Annotated in this window: 23 protein-coding genes and 1 pseudogene; 14 read left to right on the top strand and 10 right to left on the bottom strand. The window is 73.3% G+C overall.

The window, feature by feature from the left end; genetic code table 11:
- Nucleotides 1-174 precede the first annotated feature (174 nt).
- Entirely contained in the window at nt 175-1,131 is a 957-nt protein-coding gene (locus tag ACH4E7_RS17395; RefSeq protein WP_396250060.1) for a DeoR/GlpR family DNA-binding transcription regulator, read from the top strand.
- A gap of 86 nt (nt 1,132-1,217) precedes the next feature.
- On the opposite strand, the gene ACH4E7_RS17390 is transcribed toward ACH4E7_RS17395, so the two are convergent.
- The 6 genes from ACH4E7_RS17390 to ACH4E7_RS17365 all read right to left on the bottom strand — a co-directional run bounded on the left by ACH4E7_RS17390 (nt 1,218) and on the right by ACH4E7_RS17365 (nt 6,882).
- Nucleotides 1,218-2,993 carry an acetyl/propionyl/methylcrotonyl-CoA carboxylase subunit alpha gene (locus tag ACH4E7_RS17390; RefSeq protein WP_396249917.1) on the bottom strand — a complete coding sequence of 592 codons (1,776 nt, stop codon included), beginning with the start codon at nt 2,991-2,993 and terminating at the stop codon, nt 1,218-1,220.
- A 236-nt stretch (nt 2,994-3,229) separates the two neighbouring features.
- Nucleotides 3,230-3,964: a hypothetical protein gene (locus tag ACH4E7_RS17385; protein WP_396249916.1), complete on the bottom strand. Its 735-nt coding sequence runs from the start codon at nt 3,962-3,964 to the stop codon at nt 3,230-3,232.
- 92 nt (nt 3,965-4,056) lie between these two features.
- Complete coding sequence (locus ACH4E7_RS17380; RefSeq protein WP_396249915.1) at nt 4,057-4,656, bottom strand: nucleoside triphosphate pyrophosphatase; 600 nt, start codon at nt 4,654-4,656, stop codon at nt 4,057-4,059.
- Between the two features lie 47 nt (nt 4,657-4,703).
- A complete protein-coding gene (gene mmpB, locus ACH4E7_RS17375) occupies nt 4,704-4,844 on the bottom strand; it encodes a morphogenic membrane protein MmpB (protein ID WP_396249914.1) in 141 nt (46 codons plus the stop codon).
- A gap of 197 nt (nt 4,845-5,041) precedes the next feature.
- The gene (locus ACH4E7_RS17370; protein WP_355669760.1) at nt 5,042-5,263 is read right to left on the bottom strand and encodes an acyl-CoA carboxylase subunit epsilon; all 222 of its coding nucleotides are present in this window, start codon (nt 5,261-5,263) and stop codon (nt 5,042-5,044) included.
- 29 nt (nt 5,264-5,292) lie between these two features.
- Nucleotides 5,293-6,882 carry an acyl-CoA carboxylase subunit beta gene (locus ACH4E7_RS17365; RefSeq protein ID WP_396249913.1) on the bottom strand — a complete coding sequence of 530 codons (1,590 nt, stop codon included), beginning with the start codon at nt 6,880-6,882 and terminating at the stop codon, nt 5,293-5,295.
- 222 nt (nt 6,883-7,104) lie between these two features.
- Here ACH4E7_RS17365 and ACH4E7_RS17360 point away from each other — a divergent pair, with 222 nt between their 5' ends.
- The 4 genes and pseudogenes from ACH4E7_RS17360 (at nt 7,105) to ACH4E7_RS17345 (ending at nt 11,942) form a co-directional block, all read left to right on the top strand.
- On the top strand, nt 7,105-7,998 hold the full coding sequence (locus ACH4E7_RS17360; RefSeq protein WP_396250059.1) for a biotin--[acetyl-CoA-carboxylase] ligase: 894 nt from the start codon (nt 7,105-7,107) through the stop codon (nt 7,996-7,998).
- A gap of 172 nt (nt 7,999-8,170) precedes the next feature.
- Nucleotides 8,171-9,292, top strand: a complete 1,122-nt coding sequence (locus ACH4E7_RS17355) for an adenylate/guanylate cyclase domain-containing protein (RefSeq protein ID WP_396249912.1) — start codon at nt 8,171-8,173, stop codon at nt 9,290-9,292.
- A 211-nt stretch (nt 9,293-9,503) separates the two neighbouring features.
- Nucleotides 9,504-10,727: pseudogene (locus ACH4E7_RS17350) on the top strand (diguanylate cyclase domain-containing protein); the annotation flags it as partial.
- An 837-nt stretch (nt 10,728-11,564) separates the two neighbouring features.
- Complete coding sequence (locus ACH4E7_RS17345; RefSeq protein ID WP_396249911.1) at nt 11,565-11,942, top strand: hypothetical protein; 378 nt, start codon at nt 11,565-11,567, stop codon at nt 11,940-11,942.
- On the opposite strand, the gene ACH4E7_RS17340 is transcribed toward ACH4E7_RS17345, so the two are convergent.
- Nucleotides 11,920-12,540 carry a TetR/AcrR family transcriptional regulator gene (locus ACH4E7_RS17340; protein ID WP_396249910.1) on the bottom strand — a complete coding sequence of 207 codons (621 nt, stop codon included), beginning with the start codon at nt 12,538-12,540 and terminating at the stop codon, nt 11,920-11,922. The two genes, ACH4E7_RS17345 and ACH4E7_RS17340, sit on opposite strands and share 23 nt — an antisense overlap.
- Before the next feature lie 124 nt (nt 12,541-12,664).
- Here ACH4E7_RS17340 and ACH4E7_RS17335 point away from each other — a divergent pair, with 124 nt between their 5' ends.
- Nucleotides 12,665-13,831 carry a macrolide family glycosyltransferase gene (locus ACH4E7_RS17335; protein WP_396250058.1) on the top strand — a complete coding sequence of 389 codons (1,167 nt, stop codon included), beginning with the start codon at nt 12,665-12,667 and terminating at the stop codon, nt 13,829-13,831.
- A gap of 114 nt (nt 13,832-13,945) precedes the next feature.
- Entirely contained in the window at nt 13,946-15,529 is a 1,584-nt protein-coding gene (hutH, locus tag ACH4E7_RS17330) for a histidine ammonia-lyase (protein WP_396249909.1), read from the top strand.
- A 34-nt stretch (nt 15,530-15,563) separates the two neighbouring features.
- Here hutH and ACH4E7_RS17325 read toward each other — a convergent pair whose 3' ends face one another.
- Complete coding sequence (locus ACH4E7_RS17325; protein ID WP_396249908.1) at nt 15,564-15,986, bottom strand: hypothetical protein; 423 nt, start codon at nt 15,984-15,986, stop codon at nt 15,564-15,566.
- A 228-nt stretch (nt 15,987-16,214) separates the two neighbouring features.
- Between ACH4E7_RS17325 and ACH4E7_RS17320 the strand changes: the two genes are divergently transcribed.
- Complete coding sequence (locus ACH4E7_RS17320) at nt 16,215-17,084, top strand: MurR/RpiR family transcriptional regulator (RefSeq protein ID WP_396249907.1); 870 nt, start codon at nt 16,215-16,217, stop codon at nt 17,082-17,084.
- Nucleotides 17,085-17,142: 58 nt separating this feature from the next.
- Nucleotides 17,143-17,466 (top strand): hypothetical protein, encoded by a 324-nt coding sequence (locus ACH4E7_RS17315; protein WP_396249906.1) that lies wholly within the window; start codon nt 17,143-17,145, stop codon nt 17,464-17,466.
- A 1-nt stretch (nt 17,467) separates the two neighbouring features.
- On the opposite strand, the gene ACH4E7_RS17310 is transcribed toward ACH4E7_RS17315, so the two are convergent.
- Nucleotides 17,468-17,977 carry a Uma2 family endonuclease gene (locus tag ACH4E7_RS17310; RefSeq protein WP_396249905.1) on the bottom strand — a complete coding sequence of 170 codons (510 nt, stop codon included), beginning with the start codon at nt 17,975-17,977 and terminating at the stop codon, nt 17,468-17,470.
- Between the two features lie 181 nt (nt 17,978-18,158).
- Between ACH4E7_RS17310 and hutU the strand changes: the two genes are divergently transcribed.
- The 4 genes from hutU to hutI are packed head-to-tail and all read left to right on the top strand — an operon-like array spanning nt 18,159 to nt 23,596.
- Complete coding sequence (gene hutU, locus ACH4E7_RS17305) at nt 18,159-19,829, top strand: urocanate hydratase (RefSeq protein ID WP_396249904.1); 1,671 nt, start codon at nt 18,159-18,161, stop codon at nt 19,827-19,829.
- 17 nt (nt 19,830-19,846) lie between these two features.
- Nucleotides 19,847-21,028 carry an allantoate amidohydrolase gene (locus tag ACH4E7_RS17300; protein WP_396250057.1) on the top strand — a complete coding sequence of 394 codons (1,182 nt, stop codon included), beginning with the start codon at nt 19,847-19,849 and terminating at the stop codon, nt 21,026-21,028.
- Nucleotides 21,019-22,386, top strand: coding sequence for a formimidoylglutamate deiminase (locus ACH4E7_RS17295; protein WP_396249903.1), 1,368 nt, complete (start codon nt 21,019-21,021; stop codon nt 22,384-22,386). Before ACH4E7_RS17300 ends, ACH4E7_RS17295 begins: the two co-directional genes overlap by 10 nt.
- 34 nt (nt 22,387-22,420) lie before the next feature.
- Nucleotides 22,421-23,596, top strand: coding sequence for an imidazolonepropionase (gene hutI, locus ACH4E7_RS17290; protein WP_396249902.1), 1,176 nt, complete (start codon nt 22,421-22,423; stop codon nt 23,594-23,596).
- A gap of 58 nt (nt 23,597-23,654) precedes the next feature.
- On the opposite strand, the gene ACH4E7_RS17285 is transcribed toward hutI, so the two are convergent.
- Nucleotides 23,655-23,855 (bottom strand): DUF397 domain-containing protein, encoded by a 201-nt coding sequence (locus tag ACH4E7_RS17285; protein ID WP_396249901.1) that lies wholly within the window; start codon nt 23,853-23,855, stop codon nt 23,655-23,657.
- Between the two features lie 99 nt (nt 23,856-23,954).
- Here ACH4E7_RS17285 and ACH4E7_RS17280 point away from each other — a divergent pair, with 99 nt between their 5' ends.
- Complete coding sequence (locus ACH4E7_RS17280) at nt 23,955-24,332, top strand: nuclear transport factor 2 family protein (RefSeq protein WP_396249900.1); 378 nt, start codon at nt 23,955-23,957, stop codon at nt 24,330-24,332.
- Nucleotides 24,333-24,365: the final 33 nt, after the last annotated feature.

Genomic DNA, 24,365 nt, shown 5'->3' with positions numbered 1-24,365 from the left:
GTCACCCGGACGGCGGGCGCGGTCCCGGGCTATTGACGGCGCGTATTGTACGGTCACGCGCCGCTCGTGCGTGAGCAATTCCAGCTACTAGCTGCAAACGCCTGAAAGCAGACGGTCACGCAGGTTACCGTCGGTTCTGTGTTTGCAGCAGAACGTCGCCAGTTGATCCTCGAAATGGTGCGCGCCAACGGAGCCGTCTCGCTCCGGGAGTTGGCCCGCGTCGTCCAGACCTCCGAAGTGACCGTGCGCCGCGACGTGCGGGCGCTGGAGGCAGAAGGGCTCCTCGACCGCCGGCACGGCGGCGCGGTGCTCCCCGGCGGCTTCAGCCGCGAACCCGGCTACCCGCAGAAGACCCACCTGTCCGCGGCGGAGAAGAGCGCCATCGCGGACCTCGCCGCCGGGCTGGTGGAGGAGGGCGACGCGGTGGTGGTCGGCGCCGGCACCACCACCCAGGAGCTGGCCCGCCGGCTGGCCCGGGTGCCCGGCCTGACCGTGGTCACCAACTCGCTGCTGGTCGCCCAGGCGCTGGCGCACGCCAACCGGGTCGAGGTGGTGATGACCGGCGGCACCCTGCGCGGCTCCAACTACGCCCTGGTGGGCAGCGGCGCCGAGCAGTCGCTGCAGGGGCTGCGGGTCACCAAGGCCTTCATCTCCGGCAGCGGGCTGACCGCCGAGCGCGGGCTGTCGACCGCGAACATGCTGTCCGCGAGCGTGGACCGGGCCATGGTGCTGGCGGCCGCCGAGGTCATCGTCCTCGCCGACCACACCAAGCTCGGCGCGGCCGGCATGTTCCAGACCGTCGCCACCGAGACCATCACCCGGCTGGTCACCGACGAGCAGGCCACCGCCGACGACGCCACCGTCCGCGAGCTGGACGCGCTGGCCGACTGCGGGGTGCAGATCGACCTGGCGCCCTTCGGCGCGGGCCCCGGCGGCGACGCCCCGGTGCACGGCACCGGCAGCGGCCCGGTCCACCAGACCCAGCCCGGCCCGATGGGCCGCCGCCCCGCCCCGGCCCCCGGCGGCGCCCCGCTGCCCGCCCAGCGCCGCCCCGGCACGCACGGCGGGCCGGTCGGCTCGGGCGGGATGCCGGTCCGGCTGGCCGAGTTGGGTCTGCCGCGTGGGCGCTGAGCCCGTCCCCCGTACGAGCGGAGAACGCGACCGGTCCGCACACCCCGAAGGGCGTACGGACCGGTCGGTGGTTGACGGGGCTCGCGTCAGTCCTTGATCTCGCACAGCGCGGCGCCGCTGCTGACGCTCGCGCCCACCTCGGCCTTGAGGCCGACGATGGTGCCCGACTTGTGGGCGTTCAGCGGCTGCTCCATCTTCATCGCCTCCAGGACCACGATCAGCTCGCCCTCGGCGACGACCTGGCCCTCCTCAACGGCGACCTTGACGATGGTGCCCTGCATCGGCGAGGCCAGGGTGTCACCGCTGACGGCCGAACCGGCCTTCTTGGCGCCCACCCGGCGCTTGGCCTTGGCCGCACCCGCGGCACCGGCCGCCGGGGCCGCCGCGACGCCCAGGGAGGACGGCAGCGAGACCTCGATCCGCTTGCCGCCGACCTCGACGACCACGGTCTCCCGGGTCTCGGCCTCCTCGGCCTCGCCGGCCGTGCCCGCGAACGCCGGGATGGTGTTGTCGAACTCGGTCTCGATCCAGCGGGTGTAGACCGTGAACGGCTCGTCGCTGCCGTGCACCTCGGGCGCGAACGCCGGGTCGGTGACGACCGCCTGGTGGAACGGGATGGCGGTGGCCATGCCCTCGACCTTGAACTCGTTCAGCGCGCGCTTGGCGCGCTCCAGGGCCTGCTTGCGGTCGCGGCCGGAGACGATCAGCTTGGCCAGCAGCGAGTCCCAGGCGGGGCCGATGACCGAGCCGGTCTCCACGCCGGAGTCCAGGCGCACGCCCGGGCCGGACGGCGGGGCGAACAGCGTCACGGTGCCGGGCGCGGGCAGGAAGTTACGGCCCGGGTCCTCGCCGTTGATGCGGAACTCGAAGGAGTGGCCGCGCACCTCCGGGTCGCCGTAGCCGAGCTCCTCGCCGTCGGCGATCCGGAACATCTCGCGGACCAGGTCGATCCCGGTGACCTCCTCGGTGACCGGGTGCTCCACCTGCAGACGGGTGTTGACCTCCAGGAAGGAGATCGTGCCGTCCATCGCCACCAGGAACTCGCAGGTCCCGGCGCCCTCGTAGCCGGCCTCCTTCAGGATGGCCTTGGACGCGCGGTACAGCTCGGCGTTCTGCTCCGGGGTCAGGAACGGCGCGGGCGCCTCCTCGACCAGCTTCTGGTGCCGGCGCTGCAGCGAGCAGTCACGGGTGGAGACGACCACCACGTTGCCGTGCTTGTCCGCGAGGCACTGGGTCTCCACGTGTCGCGGGTTGTCCAGGTAGCGCTCGACGAAGCACTCACCGCGGCCGAAGGCGGCGACCGCCTCGCGCACCGCGGACTCGTACAGCTCCGGGATCTCCTCCAGGGTGCGGGCGACCTTCAGGCCGCGGCCACCGCCGCCGAACGCCGCCTTGATGGCGACCGGCAGGCCGTGCTCCTGCGCGAACGTGACCACCTCGTCGGCGCCCGAGACCGGGTCCGGCGTACCGGCCACCAGCGGGGCACCGGCGCGCTGGGCGACGTGGCGGGCGGTGACCTTGTCACCGAGGTCGCGGATGGCCTGCGGCGGCGGGCCGATCCAGGTCAGACCCGCGTCGATGACGGCCTGGGCGAAGTCGGCGTTCTCCGACAGGAACCCGTAGCCGGGGTGGACGGCGTCGGCGCCGGCGTCCTCGGCGGCCTTGAGGACCTTGGCGATGTCCAGGTAACTGGTGCCGGGGGTGTCACCGCCCAGCGCGTAAGCCTCGTCGGCCGCGCGGACGTGCAGCGCATCCCGGTCCGGCTCGGCGTAGACGGCGACGCTGGCGATACCGGCGTCCGAGCAGGCCCGGGCGACGCGGACGGCGATTTCCCCGCGGTTGGCGATGAGCACCTTGCGCACTGTGGCTCCCTTCTTGAACCTCGATGAGTTTATGGATTCCTGGGCAGTACCGGCGAGTAGCCCCAGGTTGTGAACTATCCCACACGCTCGGTGATGGGAATCGCGGCCCCCGATGCCGCCCTTTCGGCGACTGCGCAGGTCGCGGCCGATGCGGTGGGACCGCTGTGGTCGACGTCGGGTGACCGGGCGGCGGCGTGGCGGGACGGTGTCATGGGACACACCTTCCCTCAGCCCGCTTAAGCCGCGGTCGAGGCGGGGGCGGGGCGCCGCAGCGCCTCGTCGGTCACGTCGGCGGCGAGCTCCACCATGTCCGGCCCGTACGCGTTCGGGTTGACCACCTTCAGGATGAGCGCGAACGTCCCATTCTGCCCGTACTCGCGGGCGAGTTCGCGGTGGTGGGAGACCAGGTAGCGCACCCCGGCCTGGTTGGCGGTGCCGGTCTGGCCGGAGATCAGGAACACCGGGCGGCCGCCGTCCGGGGTGGCGATCCGGGCCAGCAGGGTGTGCGCCTGGTCCTGGTCGGCGGTGTAGTCGTGGTCGCCCACCGCGATCACGTTGCTGCCCGGCCCGGGGCCGGAGGTGACGGTCACGCCCGGCAGGCCCCAGGCCACGTGGGCGGCCATCCGGTCGTTGCTGACCGGACCGCCCAGGCACAGCTCGGTCTTGGCGCCCAGACCGCGGTGCGCGGCGTCGTGGGCGACCAGTTCGGGCCGGGCGCCGCACTCCTCGACCAGCCCGGCCAGCCACATCAGCGCGTACGCGTCCCGGCGGGTCACGGTGTTCGCGTGCGAGCCCGTCCCTACGCTGCGGGGCACCACGATCAGGCACTCGCTGCCGGACGGCAGTCCGAGGAAGGCCCGCACCCGTTCGACCCTGCGCCGCCGCCGCAGGGCCTGGGCGAGCCAGCCCAGGCCGGCGCTGATGGCGCTGGCCACCAGGCCGAGCACCACGTTGAGCACGTTGTCGGTCATCGCCGCGTCCCCTCCCCGATCGAACGCCGGTCAGCTTAGAGGTGCGACCGCCGGGTGCGGCAGGGTGCTCGCTCCACGGATCGGCCCGGGCGTCAGGCCCAGAGATCGACCAGCCGGACGCCGAGGTCGGCGAGCAGGCGGCGGAGCAGCGGCAGGGACAGGCCGATGACGTTGCCCGGGTCGCCGTCGATGCCGTCGATGAACGGCGCCGAGCGGCCGTCCAGGGTGAACGCCCCGGCCACGTACAGCGGTTCGCCGGAGGCCACGTAGGCGGCGATCTCCTCGTCGTCCGGGGTGCCGAAGCGGACCGTGGTGGAGGCGGTGGCCGAGGACTGCCGGCCGGTCACGGTGTCGATCACGCAGTGGCCGGTGCGCAGCACGCCGGCGCGGCCGCGCATCGACTGCCAGCGGGTCAGCGCCTCGGCGGCGTCGGCGGGCTTGCCGAGGGCCTCGCCGTCCAGCTCCAGGACGGAGTCGCAGCCGATCACCAGCTCGCCGCCGGTCAGTTCGGCGGCGACGGCCTTCGCCTTGGCCTCGGCGAGGACGAGGGCGAGCTCGGCGGGGGTGGCGGCGCTGATCGCGTCCTCGTCGACGCCGCTGACCACCACGCGCGGGTCGAGGCCCGCCTGGCGCAGCAGTCCGAGGCGGGCGGGGGAGGCGGAGGCGAGGACGAGGGGGCGCGGGTCGGTCATGCCCACCAGGGTAGGGGGTGCCGGTGTCCGCCGTTCGGGTGAACGGCTCAGGTGAACGACCGGGCGAGCATGATCAGGACGGCGCCCACCAGCACCAGGGTGGCGAGCACTTTGCCGGCCCGCTGCATCCGTTCCTGCATGCGGCGGGCCTCGGGCGAGGGCTCATCGCGAGGGTCTGACCAGAGCACCCGTCCAGAGTGCGCCGCGCCGGGGCGCGGGCGCCTGAGTATCCGTACTCAGGTTTCGGGCACAGCGGGCGCCGCCCGCCCCGAGCCGAACGGGCGCGCCGGTGCGGACCGTCGGCACCGGGCCGGAGCGCCCCGGAGGCGAGCGGGCGAGTGGCGGAGTGGGAAGTCGGACCGGCCGACTTCCCACTCCCGGTGGATCAGTGCGCCCAGCCCGAGGTCCGCCAGGCGTTGACGCCCGGGCGGACGGCGGGGCGGAGCAGGCGGGAGCGGTCGCTCCAGGGGGAGGCCGGGCCGACGCCGGCCAGACGCGCCGCCTCGGCGGCGGCCTGCGCGGCGGCGGCCCGGGCCTGGACCACCGCCAGGACGGTGGCGAGCTCCTCGGGGGTCGGCTGCCCGTGCAGCACGTGGATCGGGGACATGGCTGGTTCTCTCCCGACAGGGATGGGGCCTACAGGGGGATGTTGCCGTGCTTCTTGGGCGGCAGCACCTCGCGCTTGCCCCGCAGTGCCCGCAGGCCCCGGACGATGTGCCGACGGGTCTCGCTCGGGGCGATCACCGCATCGACGTAGCCGCGCTCGGCCGCCAGGTACGGGTTCAGCAGGGTGTCCTCGTACGAGGCGATCAGCTCGGCCCGCTTCTCCTCGACGTTGCCGGCCGCCTCGGCCTCGGCGATCTCCCGGCGGTGCAGGATGTTGACGGCGCCCTGCGCGCCCATCACCGCGATCTGCGCGGTCGGCCAGGCCAGGTTGAGGTCGGCGCCCAGGTGCTTGGAGCCCATGACGTCGTACGCGCCGCCGAAGGCCTTGCGGGTGATCACGGTGATCAGCGGGACGGTGGCCTCGGCGTAGGCGTAGATCAGCTTGGCGCCGCGGCGGATGATGCCGTCCCACTCCTGCTCGGTGCCGGGCAGGAAGCCGGGCACGTCGACGAAGGTCAGCACCGGGATGTTGAAGGAGTCGCAGGTGCGGATGAAGCGCGCGGCCTTCTCGCTGGCGTTGATGTCCAGGCAGCCGGCCAGGTCCATCGGCTGGTTGCCGACGATGCCGACCGCGTGGCCCTCGACCCGGCCGAAGCCGGTGATGATGTTGCCCGCGTACAGCGGCTGGGTCTCCAGGAACTCGCCGTCGTCGACGATGTGCTCGATCACCTTGTGCATGTCGTACGGCTGGTTCGCCGAGTCCGGCACGATCGTGTCGAGTTCGAGGTCCTCGTCGGTGACCGACAGGTCGGCCTGCTCGGGGTAGGACGGCGGGTCGCTCAGGTTGTTGGAGGGCAGGTACGAGAGCAGGCTCTTGACGTACTCGATCGCCTCCTTCTCGTCCGTCGCCAGGTAGTGGGCGTTGCCGGACTTGGTGTTGTGGGTGCGCGCGCCGCCCAGCTCCTCCATGCCGACGTCCTCGCCGGTCACGGTCTTGATCACGTCCGGGCCGGTGATGAACATGTGCGAGGTCTGGTCGGCCATCACCACGAAGTCGGTGATCGCGGGGGAGTAGACCGCGCCGCCGGCGCAGGGGCCCATGATCAGCGAGATCTGCGGGATGACACCCGAGGCGTGCACGTTGCGGCGGAAGATCTCGCCGTAGAGGCCGAGCGAGACCACGCCCTCCTGGATCCGGGCGCCGCCGGAGTCGTTGATGCCGATGACCGGGCAGCCGGTCTTCAGTGCGAAGTCCATCACCTTGACGATCTTCTCGCCGAACACCTCGCCGAGCGAGCCGCCGAAGACGGTGAAGTCCTGGGCGAAGACCGCGACCTGACGGCCGTCGATGGTGCCGTAGCCGGTCACCACGCCGTCGCCGTAGGGGCGGTTGCGCTCCTGGCCGAAGTTGGTCGAGCGGTGCCGGGCGAACTCGTCGAACTCGACGAAGGAGTCCTCGTCCAGCAGCTCCACGACCCGCTCGCGGGCCGTCAGCTTGCCCTTGGCGTGCTGCTTCTCCACGGCCTTGGACGAGCCGGAATGCACCGCCTCGTCCAGCCTGCGCCGCAGGTCGGCGAGCTTGCCCGCGGTGGTGTGGGGGTCGTACGGCGCCTCGGTCATACGGTGGCTCTCCCTGATCATGGGCCGCGACCTGTTCGATTGCGCGCGGACCGGAGACGGGGGCTCGCGCATGAGGGCAGGGCGGCGCTGCGAACTACCGTTGAGTAGCGTAGCCAGCGCGCAGGGCTATGCGTCACGTCCTGGCGTTATGGTCATCGACACAGTGTGTTAACGAGCGTTATGCGAGACGATGAGGCGGACTACGCCTCTAGTGTGCTGACCATGACCGCACCCGACACCCCCCGCCGCAGCGGACTGCGCGGCTTCGGCCGTACCGGACCGTCCCCCTGGACCGACCTGGACCGGCCGCCGCTGGACCAGGAGACGCTGCGCCGGGACCTGGTCGTCCCGGGCGGGCTCTGGACCTCGCTGGACGTCGTCGCCGAGACCGGCTCCACCAACACCGACCTCGCCGAGCGGGCCCGGGCCGGCGCGCCGCAGGGGGCGGTGCTGGTCGCCGAGGCGCAGAGCGCCGCGCGCGGGCGGCTGGACCGGCAGTGGAGCGCCCCGGCCCGCTCCGGGCTGTTCCTGTCCTTCCTCCTGCGCCCCGAGGAGGTGCCGGTCGAGCGGTACGGCTGGCTGCCGATCCTGGTCGGGGTGGCCGCGGCGAGCACGCTCGGCCGGGTGGCCGGGGTCGAGGTCGGACTGAAGTGGCCCAATGACCTGCAGGTGGAGATCGACGGCGCGGAGCGCAAGCTCGGCGGGATCCTCACCGAGCTGAGCGGCGGCGCGGTGGTGTGCGGGATGGGCCTGAACGTCTCGCTGCGCGAGCAGGAGCTGCCCGTCCCCACCGCCGCCTCGCTCGCGCTGGCCGGCGCCGAGACCACCGACCGCTCCGTCCTGCTGCGCGCCCTGCTGCGCGAGTTCGCCGGGCTGTACGGCGAGTGGACGGCCGCGGCCGGGGACCCGCACGCGAGCGACCTGATGCGCGCCTACGTGGACCGCTGCACCACGCTCGGCCGCCAGGTGAAGGTGCACCTGCCGGGCGACCGCGAGCTGGTCGGCGAGGCGGTGGCGATCGACGGGGACGGCCGCCTGGTGGTCCGTACCTCCGACGGCGCGCGCCGGGCGGTCGGCGCGGGGGACGTGGTCCACGTCCGCCCCGAAGCCCCCTGAACGGCACTCTTCACCTCTCCTTGACTCGGGCGGATGCCCCGGATCACGGGATTCCGTGCGAACATTCCACCTGGCAGCGGTGTGAGGCGCGCCACTGCCCGCCCGGGTGGCGGGCGGGGCGCCGGACAGGTAGGACACGAGGCAAGTGCGGCAACCGCACGGGGACGGACCGGTGGCAGAGGACGGCAGCAGCGGGACGGCGGGCACCCACGACCCCACGGTCGCGCTCGAACTGGAACGCCTGATCCTGGACGCGCCACGCCGTTACACCCCGTACCAGGCCGCGCGCGCCGCCGACGTCCCGATGGAGCTGGCCACCCGCTTCTGGCGGGCCATGGGCTTCCCCGACATCGGCCAGTCCCGGGCGCTCACCGACGGCGACGTGATCGCGCTGCGGCGCCTCGCCGGCCTGGTCGAGTCCGGGCTGCTCAGTGAGTCGATGGCGATCCAGGTGGCCCGCTCCACCGGCCAGACCACGGCCCGGCTGGCCGGCTGGCAGATGGACACCTTCCTGGAGAACCTCACCCAGTCCGCCGAACCCGGGCTGACCCGCGCCGACGTCGCGTACCCGCTGGTCGAGCTGCTGCTGCCGGAGCTGGAGCAGTTCCTGGTGTACGTCTGGCGGCGGCAGCTGGCCGCCGTCACCGGCCGGGTGGTGCAGGCGGCCGAGGACCACGAGATCACCAGCGGCCGGCTCGCGGTCGGCTTCGCGGACCTGGTCGGCTTCACCCGGCTGTCTCGGCGGCTGGAGGAGGAGGAACTCGGCGAGCTGGTCGAGACCTTCGAGAACACCTGCTCCGACCTGATCGTCGGGCAGGGCGGTCGGGTGATCAAGACCCTCGGCGACGAGATCCTCTACGTCTCCGAGGACCCGGCGACCGCCGCCGAGATCGCGCTGAGCCTGATCGAGGCGCTGGCCGAGGACGACACCATCCCGGCGCTGCGGGTCGGCATGGCCTTCGGGACGGTCACCCAGCGGATGGGCGACGTCTTCGGCACCACGGTGAACCTGGCCAGCCGGCTCACCTCGATCGCGCCCAAGGACGCGGTGCTGATCGACGGGGAGTTCGCCGCCGCGCTGGAGCAGAACGGCAGCGTCGCCCCGGCCGACTCGGAGGGGCCGGGCCTGGCGGAGGCGCTCTCGGTGGCCGCCGGGATGCCGGCCTCCGGGTTGCCGATGCCGGGGCCGGACGCGGGGGCCCGGTTCCACCTGCAGCCGATGTGGCGGCGGCCGGTGCGGGGGCTGGGGCTGGTCGAGCCGTGGCTGCTGTCGCGGCGGCTGAAGGCGGACTAGCGGGCGGGTGCCCCCTCCGGGCGAGGGTCTCCGGGTGGCCGAACGGTTGAAGGTCGTACGGTCCGCCGCAGGTCCGTCCGGGCAAACGGGGCATAACCGAATGAAATCGCCATAGTCTTGGTGCAAGCGGCCGGACGGGTGCGATCGGCTTCGGGGGTCTGGCAGGACCGAGCACAGGGAGCGAGGCGAGCCGGTGAGCAGTGAGGCGATCATGACGGACCGCGGCTGCGACTGCGATGGCCCGCGCCGCCCCGACCCGCTGCCCGACCTGAGGCTGCAGTCGGTGGTCGAACTCGCCCAGGACATGGCCGGCGCGCTCACCCCGTTGGAGGCCGTCCGGGCCGCGGCCGCACGGGCCACCGAGGCGCTCGGCGCCACCATGACCGCCGTCTCGGTCTGGGACCGCGAGTCCGGCCGACTGCGGGTGCTGGTCAACCACGGGGAGCTCGCCCCCGGCGAGGAGGGGCTGCCGGAGGACGAGTCGTACCCGGTCGCGGACTTCCCGGAGATCGTCACCTATCTGGAGGAGCGCTGGACCACCGGGCGCCTGCCGCGCGCCTGGGTGCAGACCGCCGAGAACACCGAACCGCACCCCGGACACGCGCACCCGACCGCCGGCGCGTACTGCCGGGAACGCGCCGCGGCGCTGCGCCGGCGCGGCCGGGCCTGCTGCGTGGTCGCACCGATCGTGCTGCACGGGCAGGCCTGGGGCGAGCTCTACCTCGCCCGCTCGATCGGGATGCCCGAGTTCACCGACGCCGACGCCGACTACGCGACCCTGCTCGCCGCCCAGATCTCGGCCGGGCTCGCCCAGACCGAGCGCCTGGCCGACCTGCGCAAGCTCGCCTTCTCCGACCCGCTCACCGGCCTGGCCAACCGGCGCGCGGTCGACGCCCGGCTGGAGAGCGCGCTGGAGGCGCACAACCGGGACGACACCGTGGTCTCGCTGGTGGTCTGCGACGTCAACGGGCTGAAGCGGGTCAACGACCAGCTCGGCCACGAGATGGGCGACCGGCTGCTGGAGCGTTTCGCCCACCAGCTGTCGCTGGCCGCCGCCAAGCTGCCCGGCAGCCTGGCCGCCCGGCTCGGCGGGGACGAGTTCTGCCTGCTGACGGAGGGGCAGAAGGCCGACGAGGTGGTCGCCGTCGCCGAGGAGCTGTGCGCGCGGGCGCTGGCGCTGTCCGAGGGTGAGGGGGTCGCCTGCGGTGTCGCCTCCACCGGGGACTCCATCGGGCCGGTGACCACCCCCGACCGGCTCTTCCGGCTCGCCGACGCCGCCCAGTACCGGGCCAAGGCCGCCCGCGCCGCCCACCCCGTGGTCGCCGGGCGCAGCCACGGCCCCGGCTTCTCGCCCGACCCCACCGTGCTGCTCGCCGACGCCGCCGACCCCCACCACCGCGCCGACGGCCGCCGCGGCCCCGGCGGGCGGGTCGGTACGGCCGACCGGCGGCGCTTCCGCGGCGCCGCCCACAGCGCCGACCCCGGCCAGCTGCTTACCGCCGTCCTCGCCGCCCTCGACCATGCCGCCGCCGCCCGGGCCGTCCACCCGGCCGACACCCTGGGCAAGTTGGTCGTGGTCGCCGAGACCTCCGCCCGGCTGCTCGACGCGGTCGGCTGGTGGGTCTCCTACGTCCCGCCCGGCTCCCAGCTGATGCGCACCGCCCAGCACGCCGTCTACCGGATGACCAGGGGCCCCAGCAGCACCCGCGCCGAGACCCAGCGGGCCCAGATCGAGGCCCCGGACGCGGTCTTCGACCTGCGCCACTACCCGATGACCCGCCGCGCCGTCCGGGGCGGTGCCTTCGCGCTGCGCGCGGGTGCGGCGGGCAACGACCCGGCGGAGGAGGCGATGCTGGTCGTCTCCGGCTACCGGGGGATGGTCGCGGCCGGCGGGCAGAACGCGGCCGGGGGCTGGCTGGTGGAGCTGTTCGCCGACGATGCGACCCTGCCGCTGGGGCAGGTCTCCTGCACGATGCGGGCGTTGGTCGCGGTGGCGCTGGCGGGTGCGGCCTCGCCGCCGGTGATGTGAGGGCCCCGGGGGGCAGGGCGTCGGGTGACCCGCCCGCTCCGACTGTTCCCCCTGTTCCTTGACGACCGGTTCCCGCACCGGGCGCGGCCTCCCGGTTGCCGTGGCGACGGCGGGTCGGCGCGGGGATGTGCCGGTTCGGTGACCGGGGTGTCGCGGGTGGGTCGCGGTTCGGGGTGAGGCCTGCCGTCGGTGGCCGGGCCGGTGGGAAGGTGACGGGGGTGGATCCGGGAGCGGGGGTCGGCGGTGGGCGGACGGCTGGTGGGTGCGGCGGTGGCCGGGGTGCTGCTGCTCGGCGGCGGGGTGGCGACGGCCGCCCCGGCGGCGGCGTCGTCGGTGGTGCTGTCGGCGGGTCAGGCGGTCCAGGACGGCCGGACGGGTCCGACGCCGGCACGGGCGACGCCCGTGCGGACGGCGCCCGAGCGGGCGCCGCAGCTGCGGGTGGGCCTGCGGGCGCACCGGATCACGGGCCATGCCGCGTCGCGGCGCACCCGGAAGGTCCGCCGCAGCGTCGTCGGGCGGGCGCTGGACGCGGTGTTCGGCTGGTTCGCCGTCGCGGTGTTGGTGGTCCTGCTGGTCGTCGTGTTGCTGGTGTACGCGCTCAGGCGTCGGAACGTCCGCTAGCCGCAGGCGGGTTGAGGGCCCGCAGTGCGGCGTCGATCAGGCGGTCGGCGTGCTCGTGGGTGAGCGGGCCGAGCCGGTACTGCCAGCGGTAGTGGAGCGGGCCGTAGACCATTTCGACGGCTAGGTCGAGGTCGGTGTCGGGGGCGAGTTGGCCGGCCTCGCGGGCGGTGCGGAGGCGGTCGCGGGTGACCTCCAGCAGCGGGTCCAGCAGGCGGGTGCGGTACTCGGCGTGCAGCGCGGGGTCGTTGAGGATCTCGGCCATGATGGCGCGGTAGGTGCGGTCGGCGCCCGGGTCGGTGAGCTCGTCGCTGGTGGGGCGCAGGACGGCCCGCAGGTCGGCGGCGAGGTCGCCGGTGTCGGGGAGCGCGAGGCCGCCCTCGCGCTCGTTGACGGCGAGGAAGGCGTCGAAGACGACGGCGCCCTTCGAGGGCCACCACCGGTAGATGGTCTGCTTGCCGACGCCGGCCCGGGCGGCGATCGCCTCGATGGTCAGCTTGCCGTAGCCGACTTCGGCGACGAGTTCGGTGGCGGCGGCGAGGACGGCGGCGCGTGCGCGCTCGCTGCGGCGGGCGGGGTCGGGGGCGCTTCTGGAAGCCATGGAGGAAATTCTATGCGAAGTGGCGAGACGAGACGTATTGTCTTCTCAAGACACAACGAGACGGTACGTCTCGTCTCAACCGCTATCCCCGGAGGTGCCCGTGAACCGCCCCGCACACATCCTGATGGTCTCCGTTCCGGCCCATGGGCACGTCAACCCCAGCCTCGCCGTGATCGCCGAGCTGGTCGCCCGGGGCCACCGGGTCAGCTACATCAACGACCCGTCCTTCCGTGGGATCGTCGAGTCCACCGGCGCGGCCTTCGTCCCGTACCCAACCAAGCTGCCGCTCGCCGACGACCCCGCCGGCTGGCCGGAGGACCCGGTGGCGATCCAGGACGTGTTCCTGGACGACACGCTGTCGATGTGGTCCGCCCTGCTGGAGGCCTTCGAGGGTGACCGTCCCGACTTGGTGCTCTACGACATCGCGGGCTTCGCCGGACGGGCGCTCGGCGAACGGCTGGGCGTGCCGGTGGTGCAGCTGTCCTCCAGCTTCGTCGGCTGGGACGGCGTCGAGGAGGACATGGCCGCGGTCTTCGAGGCGATCCGCAACGGCCCCGGCGGCCCCGAGCACTACCGCCGGTTCGCCGACTGGCTGGCCGAGGCCGGCGCGGTGGAGCGCGACGTGGAGGCCTTCAAGAACCGCCCCGCCCGGTGCATCGCGCTCGTCCCGCGCGCGCTCCAGCCCCACGCGGACCGGGTCGACGAGCGGCGCTTCAGCTTCGTCGGGCCCTGCTTCGGCGACCGCGCCCACCAGGGGCGGTGGCAGCGGCCGGCCGGCGCCGAGAAGGTGCTGCTGGTCTCGCTGGGCTCGGCCTTCACCCACCGGCCCGCCTTCTACCGGGCCTGCGTGCGGGCCTTCGGCGACCTGCCGGGCTGGCACGTCGTGCTCCAGATCGGCAAGCACACCGACCCGGCCGAGCTGGGTGAGGTGCCGGACGCCGTCGAGGTGCACCGGTGGGTGCCGCAGCTGTCGGTGCTCTCCCAGGCGGACGCCTTCGTCACCCACGCGGGCATGGGCGGCTCCAGCGAGGGGCTGTTCCACGCCGTGCCGATGATCGCGGTGCCGCAGGCCGCCGACCAGTTCGCCAACGCGGACGCCCTGGTGGGCCTCGGCGTCGCCCGCCGGCTGGACACCGAGCAGGCCACCGCGGAGGCGCTGCGCGTCGCCCTGCTGGACCTGGTCGGCGACCCGGCGGTGGCCGAGCGGCTGGAGGAGCTGTCCGCCGCCGGCCGGGCCGAGGGCGGCACCACTCGGGCGGCCGACCTGATCGAGGCCGAACTCGGGCGGTAGGCGTACGGAAGGGGCGGTCGGGGGCCGCGGCGTGCGGCGCCGGTCCGGAAGACGGAGAATCCGGATGGCGGGCAGCTGTTGTCATATCTTCATTCACCTGCTCTGATTGTGTATATGGATATGCACAGTGCTGTGGCCCCCGACGCTCCGCTGGTCCAGGTCGGCAAGGCCGACGTCAGTGCGGAGGACGTGCTGGCCGTCGCCCGGGGCAATGCCCGGGTCGAGATCGGACCCGACGCGCTCGCCGAGATGGCGGCCGCCCGCGCGCGGATCGACGCCCTCGCGGCCGAGCCGCGCCCCGTCTACGGCGTGTCGACCGGCTTCGGCGCGCTCGCCGTCCGACACATCAGCCCCGAGCTGCGCGCCCAGCTCCAGCGCTCGCTGGTGCGCTCGCACGCGGCCGGCATGGGCCCGGCGGTCGAGCGCGAGGTGGTCCGCGCGCTGATGTTCCTGCGGATGAAGACGCTGGCCTCCGGCCGTACCGGCGTACGGCCGCTGGTCGCGCAGACCATGGCCGCCCTGCTCAACGCCGGCATCACCCCGGTGGTCCGGGAGTTCGGCTCGCTCGGCTGCTCCGGCGACCTCGCGCCGCTGTCGCACTGCGCGCTGGTGCTGATGGGCGAGGGCACCGCCACCGGCCCGGACGGGGTGGAGAAGCCCGTCGCCGAGCTGCTCGCCGCCGCCGGCATCGAGCCGGTCGAGCTGCTGGAGAAGGAGGGCCTGGCCCTCATCAACGGCACCGACGGCATGCTCGGCATGCTGGTGATGGCCATCGCCGACCTCAGCCGCCTGTTCACCACCGCCGACATCACCGCCGCGATGACCCTGGAGGCGCTGCTCGGCACCGACAAGGTGCTCGCCCCCGAGCTGCACGCCCCGATCCGCCCGCACCCCGGCCAGGCGCTGAGCGCCGCCAACATGCTGGCCGTGCTCAAGGGCTCCGGCCTCACCGGCCACCACCAGGACGACGCGCCGCGGGTCCAGGACGCCTACTCGATCCGCTGCGCCCCGCAGGTGGCCGGGGCCGGCCGGGACACCCTGGCGCACGCCCAGCTGGTCGCCTCGCGCGAGCTGGCCGCCTCGGTGGACAACCCGGTGGTGCTGCCGGACGGCCGGGTGGAGTCCAACGGCAACTTCCACGGTGCGCCGGTCGCGTACGTGCTGGACTTCCTCGCCATCGCGGCCGCCGACCTCGGCTCGATCTCCGAGCGCCGCACCGACCGGCTGCTCGACAAGGCCCGCTCGCACGGCCTGCCGGCCTTCCTGGCCGACGACCCGGGCGTGGACTCCGGCCTGATGATCGCCCAGTACACCCAGGCGGCGCTGGTCAGCGAGAACAAGCGGCTCGCCGTCCCGGCCTCGGTCGACTCGATCCCGTCCTCCGCGATGCAGGAGGACCACGTGTCGATGGGTTGGTCGGCCGCCCGCAAGCTGCGTCAGGCGGTGGAGAACCTCGGCCGGATCCTGGCCGTCGAACTGACCGCCGCGGCCCGCGCGCTGGAGATCCGCCAGCAGGCCGAATCGGCCGGCCGACCGGCCCCGGCCACCGCGGCCGCGCTGGCCGCCGCCCGCGAGGCGGGGATCGGCGGCGCCGGCCGGGACCGCTTCCTCTCGCCGGACCTGGAGGCCGCCGCCGCGCTGGTCGCCTCCGGTGACCTGGTGCGGGCCGTGGAGCGGGTCACCGGGCCGCTGGCCTGAGGTGCCGTGGGCGCGGGGTGACGGGGGCTCAGTCTCAGTCGCCCCGCGGCCGCTGGTCCCGGCGGTCGCGGCGGCTGCCCAGCGCGGCCGCGAAGTTGACCCCGACGATGCCCGCCCAGCAGGCCAGCAGGCCGGCGAAGCCGCCGCTTTCGGGGCTGGCGGCGATGGCGGTCAGCGGGATGCCGAGGGCCAGCGAGACCACCGCCAGGCGGTTGCCGGACCGGACGGGGGCCCAGCCGCGGCGGTCGCGGCCCCGGTCCCGGTCCCGGTCCCGGTAGGAGGGCGCGTAGTCGTCCATCCGCTCGGCGACCGAGCGCTCGACCCGGGCGTCCAGGCGGGCGTCGAGACGCTTCATGAAGGAGTCCACGAGTTCGTTCTCGTACTCTTTGCCGAGTTCCTTGCGGGCCTGCAGGGTGGCGTCGAGGTCGTGCCGCAGATCGTCCTGGCGAGTGTCCATGCCCTTAGCGTGGTGCCGGCGCGGATCCCGGTCCATCCGTTCGCGGGGGGAATCCGGGCGGGCTCAGGGAGAAATCAGGGTTACCCCGAGAGCTGCCGGTCCCGGGTCGGCCCGCTGCCCGACATCCGGGACGTCTCACGGGGCGTCCCGTCGTGCGAGACGTCTTTGCCAGGCGCGTCGCGCTGCTGCACAGTCGTCGTCCGAACCGCTTGCATCCGGAGGTACCAGATGACCGCCATCGACGAGGCCGGCACCGTCGGTCCCTCCGCCCGGCTGCTGCAGCTGTTCGAAGGCCGCCGGCTGACGCCCACCCAGCGGCGGATCGCGCACTCGCTGGTCCGGCACGCCACCGAGGCGCCGTTCCTCTCCAGCGTCGAGGTGGCCGAACTCGCCGGGGTGAGCCAGCCCTCCGTCACCCGCTTCGCGGTCGCGCTCGGGTACGACGGCTACCCGGCGCTGCGCAGGCAGCTGCGCGAACTCGGCGTGGGCGAGCCGGCCGCGCCGGAGACCCCGGCCGACGCGGTGCGCAACGAGCACCAGCAGGCCGTGCTCGCCGAGATAGAGCACCTGCGCCACCTTGCCGAGCTGCTCGCCGACCCCGAGCCGATCACCCGGGCCGCCCGGCTGCTCGCCGCCTCCCGCCCGCTGCCGGTGCTCGGCCTGCGGGCCGCCTCGGCGCAGGCCCGCGGCTTCGCGTACTTCGCCTCCAAGGTGCACCCGGACATCCGGCTGCTGGACGAGGGCGGCAGCATGCTCGCCGACCGACTGGAACAGGCCACCGCGGCCGGGGCCACCGCGCTGCTCTGCTTCGCGCTGCCGCGCTACCCGCGGGAGCTGATGGACGCGCTGGCGGTGGCCCGCGAGTGCGGGCTGACCGTGCTCACCGTGGCCGACAGCGCCTTCTCGCCGGTCGCCAAGCTCTCCGATCTGATGCTGCCCGCGGCCGTCGGCACCGGGCTGGTCTTCGACACCGCCTGCGCGCCGATGATGCTCGGCCGGGTGTTGCTGCAGACCATGTGTGACGAACTCCCGGGCGCGGAGGCCCGGTTGGAGGCGATCGAGCAGTCCGCGGCGGCCCGCGGTCTCTTCTTGGAGTGACACGGCCTGGAATAGCCGTCACAAACCCGGGCATCCCCTACCGCAGGGGGTGCCGCCCATGCGCGTGATCCACGAGATGAAGTTCGTCGCCCGCCTGGTCTCGGGCGTCGACGAATGGTCCTGCCCCACCTGCGGACGCCGCGTCACCCTGCGGCGCCTGCCCGAACCCGAACTGACCGTCCTCGACCCGGGCGACGAGTCCGCCGTCCACGTCGGCGTCATCGAGCCCGACGCCCGCGCGGCCGCCGCAGCCGAGAAGTACGGCCTCGGCCCCGTCCAGAACATCCCCCGCCCGCCGTCCCCGCCCGCCCCCGACGCCGCCGACCGCCGCTGGCTGGCCGAGATCGGCATCGACTGGGACGGCGGTGACGCGGCGGCGTGACTCAGCCGCGGGGGGCGTACAGCGGAAGACCGGAGGTGTCCAGCTCGGCGGGCAGCGGCGAGGGCAACGGAACGGGCTCGCCGTACTTGCCGTGCAGGACGCCCTGGTAGGCGCCGTCGCGGGGGTGGGTGTAGAGCGTCCAGGTGCCGTCGCGGGGGTCGACCGCGAGGAGGGCGGCCACGCCGGCGGTGGCGTACCAGTCAGTCTTGGTCGCGATGTCGCGGGCGCGCTCCGCGCTGGAGATCACCTCCAGCGCGAAGACGACGTCATGCGGATCGGCGAGCCACTCGTCGTCGCGGCCCCAGTCCTTCGGCAGGACGACCAGGTCGGGGGTCGCATAGTCGTCCTCGTCGTCAGGCATGCAGATCGACGAGACCTCATAGGCGCGGAGGTCCTTGGGGAGCTGCGGGATGAGCTGGTCGCGCAGCTCCTGGACACGAAGTCCGGTGCTCCGCTCGATCTCCTCCGCCGCATCCCGGAGTCTGCCGGGCCGCACGGTGATGGCCGTCATCGTGTCCTCCGCTCCCTGGTACTGGGCCGAGTGGCTGGTGTTCGCCGGGTTCAGGCCAGCGCGCCAAGTCGGCCGGTGCCGTGGCTGATCGGATGGTTCCAGGGTCTGGTCGAAAGCTGGTTGTTTAGATATATTCAGCTGGACCGAGTTTGAATGAATCCATCCGCAGGGAGGCCGGGACATGGTGCAGCAGCAGACGAGCGGACCGCGAGAGGTGCGCGCGGCGCGCGGAACGGGACTCACGACGCAGGGGTGGCAGCAGGAGGCCGCCCTGCGGATGCTGATGAACAACCTCGATCCGGAGGTGGCCGAGCACCCGTCGAAGCTGGTGGTCTACGGCGGCACCGGCAAGGCGGCGCGTGACTGGCGCTCCTTCGACGCCATGGTGAAGACGCTGCAGGGCCTGAAGCAGGACGAGACCATGCTGGTCCAGTCCGGCCGGCCGGTCGGCGTGATGCAGACCCACGAGTGGGCGCCGCGCGTGCTCATCGCCAACTCCAACCTGGTCGGCGACTGGGCCAACTGGGAGGAGTTCCGCCGCTTGGAGAGCCTCGGGCTCACCATGTACGGCCAGATGACCGCCGGTTCCTGGATCTACATCGGCACCCAGGGCATCCTCCAGGGCACCTACGAGACCTTCGCCGCCGTCGCCAACAAGCGCTTCAACGGCACGCTGGAGGGCACCATTACCCTCACCGCCGGCCTCGGCGGGATGGGCGGCGCCCAGCCGCTGGCCGTCACCATGAACGGCGGCGTGGCGATCTGCATCGACTGCGACCCGTCCCGGATCGCCCGCCGGATCGAGCACCGCTACCTGGACGTCGAGGCCAAGAACCTCGCCCACGCGCTGGAGCTGGCCACCGCCGCCCGCGACAAGAAGCAGCCGCTCTCCATCGGCCTGCTGGGCAACGCCGCCGAGCTGTTCCCGCAGCTGCTCGCGATGGACGCGCCGATCGACATCGTCACCGACCAGACCAGCGCCCACGACCCGCTGAGCTACCTGCCGATCGGCGTCGACTTCGACGACATGGCCTCCTACGCGGCCGAGAAGCCGGCCGATTTCACCCAACGCTCGCGCGAGTCGATGGCCAAGCACGTCGAGGCCATGGTCGGCTTCCAGGACCGCGGCGCCGAGGTCTTCGACTACGGCAACTCGATCCGCGGCGAGGCCCAGCTGGCCGGCTACGACCGCGCCTTCGCCTTCCCCGGCTTCGTCCCCGCGTACATCCGCCCGCTGTTCTGCGAGGGCAAGGGCCCGTTCCGCTGGGCGGCCCTGTCCGGCGACCCGCAGGACATCCACAAGACCGACAAGGCCGTGCTCGACCTCTTCCCGGAGAACGAGTCGCTGCACCGCTGGATCAAGATGGCCCAGGAGAAGGTGCACTTCCAGGGCCTGCCCGCGCGCATCTGCTGGCTCGGCTACGGCGAGCGCGACAAGGCCGGTGAGCGCTTCAACGACATGGTCGCCTCCGGCGAGCTGTCCGCCCCGATCGTGATCGGCCGCGACCACCTGGACTGCGGCTCGGTGGCCTCCCCGTACCGCGAGACCGAGGCGATGCTGGACGGCTCGGACGCGATCGCCGACTGGCCGCTGCTCAACGCCATGGTCAACGTGGCCTCCGGCGCCTCCTGGGTCTCCATCCACCACGGCGGCGGCGTCGGCATCGGCCGCTCGATCCACGCCGGCCAGGTCACCGTCGCCGACGGCACCGCGCTGGCCGGGGAGAAGATCCGCCGGGTGCTCACCAACGACCCGGGCATGGGCGTCATCCGGCACGTGGACGCCGGCTACGACCGCGCCACCGAGGTCGCCGCCGAGCGCGGGGTCCGCGTCCCGATGGGTGAGCTGTGACCTCGTCGTTCGAGGAGATGTGGGCGGAGCTGCTCCCCGTGGGCCGCTCCGCCTCCTCCGGCGGCTACCGCCGCTTCGCCTGGAACTCCGCCGACGCCGAGTGCCGCGCCTGGTTCGAGCAGCAGGCCCGCAGCCGCGGCCTGACGTACGAGCTGGACCGCAACGGCAACCAGTGGGCCTGGCTGGGCGACCCGACCGCCCCGGGGGCGATCGTCACCGGCTCGCACCTGGACTCCGTCCCGGACGGCGGCGCCTTCGACGGCCCGCTCGGGGTGGTCTCCTCCTTCGCCGCGCTGGACGAACTCCGCGGCCGGGGGGCGGACTTCACCCGCCCCCTGGCGATCGTCAACTTCGGTGACGAGGAGGGCGCCCGGTTCGGCGTGGCCTGCATCGGCTCGCGGCTGACCTCCGGGGTGCTCTCCCGTGAGGCCGCGTACGAGCTGCGCGACGCCGACGGCCGCCGGCTGCCCGACGCGATGGAGAAGGCCGGCTACGACCCGACCGCGATCGGCGCGGACGACGAGCGGCTGGCCCGGATCGGCGCCTTCGTCGAACTCCACGTCGAGCAGGGCCGCCACCTCACCGAGGGGCAGCCGGTCGGCGTGGCCAGCGCGATCTGGCCGCACGGCCGTTGGCGGTTCGACTTCCACGGTGAGGCCAACCACGCCGGCACCACCCGGATCGAGGACCGCCGCGACCCGATGCTGACCTTCGCCAACACCGTGCTCGCCGCCCGCAAGAAGGCGAAGCTGGCGGGCGCGCTGGCCACCTTCGGCAAGGTCGCGGTCGAGCCCAACGGCACCAACGCGATCGCCTCGCTGGTGCGCGGCTGGCTGGACTCCCGGGCCGCCGACGAGCGCACCCTCACCGAACTGGTCGGTGAGATCGAGCGGGCCGCCGCCGAGCGCGGCGAGCGCGACGGCGTCCGGGTCGAGCTGACCCGCGAGTCCTACACCCCGGTGGTGGACTTCGACGGCCCGCTGCGCGACCGGCTCGCCAAGCTGCTCGACGCCCCGGTGCTGCCGACCGGCGCGGGACACGACGCCGGCATCCTGGCGTCCGTCATCCCGACCGCCATGCTGTTCGTGCGCAACCCCACCGGTGTCTCGCACTCCCCGGCCGAACACGCCGAGGAGGCCGACTGCCTGGCCGGGGTCACCGCTCTCGCCGACGTACTGGAGGACCTGGCGTGTCGCTGACCGCACCGACCCCGGTGACCTACTGGGCGCAGTACGCCTGGCTGCCGCACCCCGACGGGCCGGTGGTCGAGCGGAACGTGCTGATCGCCACCGGCCCCGACGGCCGGATCACCGCCGTGACCCCGGAGAGCGGGCCCTGCCCGCCCGGCGCCGTCCGCCTCGACGGGCTGTTGCTGCCCGGCCAGGCGAATGCCCACTCGCACGCCTTCCACCGGGCGTTGCGCGGGCACGTCCAGGTCGGCTCCGGTACCTTCTGGACCTGGCGCGACACCATGTACCGGTTCGCCGGCGCGCTCGACCCGGACAGCTACCTGGAGCTCGCCACCGCCGTCTACGCCGAGATGGCGCTCGCCGGGATCACCGCCGTCGGCGAGTTCCACTACCTGCACCACGCGCCCGGCGGCGCCCGCTACACCGACCCCAACGCGATGGGCGAGGCGCTGATCGAGGCCGCCGCCCGGGCCGGCATCCGGATCACCCTGCTGGACACCTGCTACCTGTCCTCCGGCTTCGGCGCCGAGCCGACGCAGCCGCAGCTGCGGTTCAGCGACGGCGACGCCGAGGCCTGGGCGGTCCGGGCGGACGCGCTCAAGCCGCGCGAGCACGCCCGGATCGGCGCCGCCATCCACTCGGTCCGGGCCGTCCCGGCCGAGCAGCTGGGCACCGTCGCGCACTGGGCGGCGATGCGCAAGGCGCCGCTGCACGTCCACCTGTCCGAGCAGACCGCCGAGAACGACGCCTGCCTCGCCGCGCACGGCGTCACCCCGACCCGGCTGCTCGCCGACCACGGCGCGCTCGGCCCGCGCACCTCGGCCGTGCACGCCACCCACCTCACCGACGAGGACGTCAAGCTCCTCGCCGACTCCTCCACCACCGTCTGCATGTGCCCCACCACCGAACGGGACCTCGCGGACGGCATCGGCCCGGCCCGCCGGCTCGCCTCGGCGGGCAGCCCGATCACCCTGGGCAGCGACAGCCACGCGGTGATCGACCCGTTCGAGGAAGCCCGCGCGCTGGAGCTGGACGAGCGGCTGCGCACCCGGACCCGCGGCCACTGGACGGCCAACGCGCTGCTGCGGGCCGGCGGGGAGGACGGGCACGCCTCGCTCGGCTGGCCCGAGGCCGGGCGGATCGAGGCCGGGGCGCTCGCCGACTTCACGGCGATCGCGCTGGACACCGTCCGTACGGCGGGCCCGCCGCCGCGGCTCGGCGCGGAGACCGCGGTCTTCGCGGCCTCGGCGGCGGACGTGCGGCACGTGGTGGTCGGCGGGCGGCACGTCGTCCGGGACGGCGTGCACCAGCTGGTGGCCGACGTGCCGGGGGCGCTGCGCTCCGCGATCGGCGCGCTCAGCTGCTGAAATCCCTGTTCAACTCCCTTCGGAAGGCGTTGTCTTGAGCTCCAGGACCACCTTGATCACGGGCATCGGCAGCCTGGTCACCAACGACCCCGGGCACGGCACCGGGCCGCTCGGTCTGCTGACCGACGCGGCCGTGGTGGTCGACGGCGACACCGTCGCCTGGGTCGGCCCGGCGGCGCAGGCCCCGGCGGCGGACGAGCGGTTCGACGCCGAGGGCCGGGCGCTGCTGCCCGGCTTCGTCGACTCGCACGCCCACCTGGTGTTCGCGGGCGACCGCACCGCCGAGTTCAACGCCCGGATGTCCGGGCAGTCCTACTCGGCGGGCGGCATCCGCACCACGGTGGCGGCCACCCGGGCGGCGAGTGATGCCGAACTGGAGGCGAACCTGGCCGGGTTCGTCCGGGAGGCGCTGCGCCAGGGCACCACCACCATCGAGTGCAAGTCCGGCTACGGACTGACGGTCGAGGACGAGGCCCGGGCGCTGCGGATCGCCGCGAAGCACACCCCGGAGACCACCTACCTGGGTGCGCACATCGTGGCCCCCGAGTACGCCGAGGACCCGGCCGGCTACGTCGACCTGGTCACCGGCGAGATGCTGGACGCCTGCGCCCCGCACGCCCGATGGGTGGACGTGTTCTGCGAGAAGGGCGCCTTCGACGGCGACCAGGCGCGGGCGGTCCTCACCGCCGGCATCGAGCGCGGCCTCACCCCCCGGGTGCACGCCAACCAGCTCACCTACGGGCCGGGCGTGCAGCTCGCCGTCGAGCTGGGGGCCGCCTCGGCGGACCACTGCACCCACCTGACGGACGAGGACGTGGCGGCGCTGGCCGGCTCGGGGACGGTCGCGACCCTGCTGCCGGGGGCGGAGTTCTCCACCCGCGCCGAGTACCCGAGCGGCCGTCGGCTGCTGGACGCGGGCGCGGTGGTGGCGCTGTCCACCGACTGCAACCCGGGCTCCAGCTTCACGAGTTCGATGGCCTTCTGCATCGCGGTGGCGGTGCGGGAGATGGGGATGACGCCGGACGAGGCGATCTGGGCGGCGACGGCGGGCGGCGCGCACGCGCTGCGGCGCAGCGACGTGGGCACGATCGCGGTCGGCTCGCGGGCGGACCTGCTGCTGCTGGACGCCCCCTCGCACGTCCACCTGGCCTACCGCCCGGGCGTTCCGCTCACGGCGGCGGTCTGGCGGGCAGGCGTCCGGGAGGTCTGAGGCCCGGACGGCGGAAGGCCCCCGCGCCCCCGGGGTGGCGGGCGCGGGGGCTTTGCGCTCAGGCGTCGGCGATCAGGTGGTCGAACTCGCCGGCCTTGGCGCCCTGAAGGAAGTTGGCGAACTTGAGGCGCATGGTGCGGACGATGACATCACCCTCGTCGAACTTCCGGAGCCCGATCACCCCTTCACGTGCGCGCACCTCGACGCAGTTGCTGGCTGCTTCGCTGAAGCTGGATTTCTGCCACACAGAACTGGTCATGAGAGCCAGGCTGGTTAGTGCTGTGACCGGGATGGTTCACCGTGATCGGAAGGCGGCTCGCGGGACGAGCGCACGCGAAACGGCTGGTATTACTAGGGCATGCAGGAAGAGATTGCACGCTCCGCGATCGACACGTTCATCTCCGCGTTCAACGCCTCGGACGACAGCTATGTGACTGCCCTGCTCTCCCAGGCTCTGACCTCAGACGTGGTCTTCTGGGGGCCGTTGGGTCGCAGCGAAGGAATCGCGGCGGTCGAGCGGTTCGTGCTGGACATCCGGCGCCACCCGGCGGGGACCGGCACGATGGCGCGCTGCTCGGAGGTGGACATGCCTGACGAGTGGGCCCGGTACCAGTGGGTCTTTACCACGCCGGATGGAGGTCCCCGCCTGGCGGGAACGGACGTCGTCCATCTGCGGCGGAGCCTCATCGACCAGGTCATCGTCTTTGCGGGGGAGATCGAACCGTCCGCCTCCTGAGTCATCCTTCTGTCGCTGTCCTTCTCCTGAACT

Origin of the sequence: Kitasatospora sp. NPDC018058 (assembly GCF_044327205.1) — a bacterium.
In the GTDB taxonomy this organism is placed as follows: domain Bacteria; phylum Actinomycetota; class Actinomycetes; order Streptomycetales; family Streptomycetaceae; genus Kitasatospora.
The sequence above is the reverse complement of the archived record's forward strand: the minus strand, read 5'-3'. Positions and strand labels throughout refer to the sequence as shown.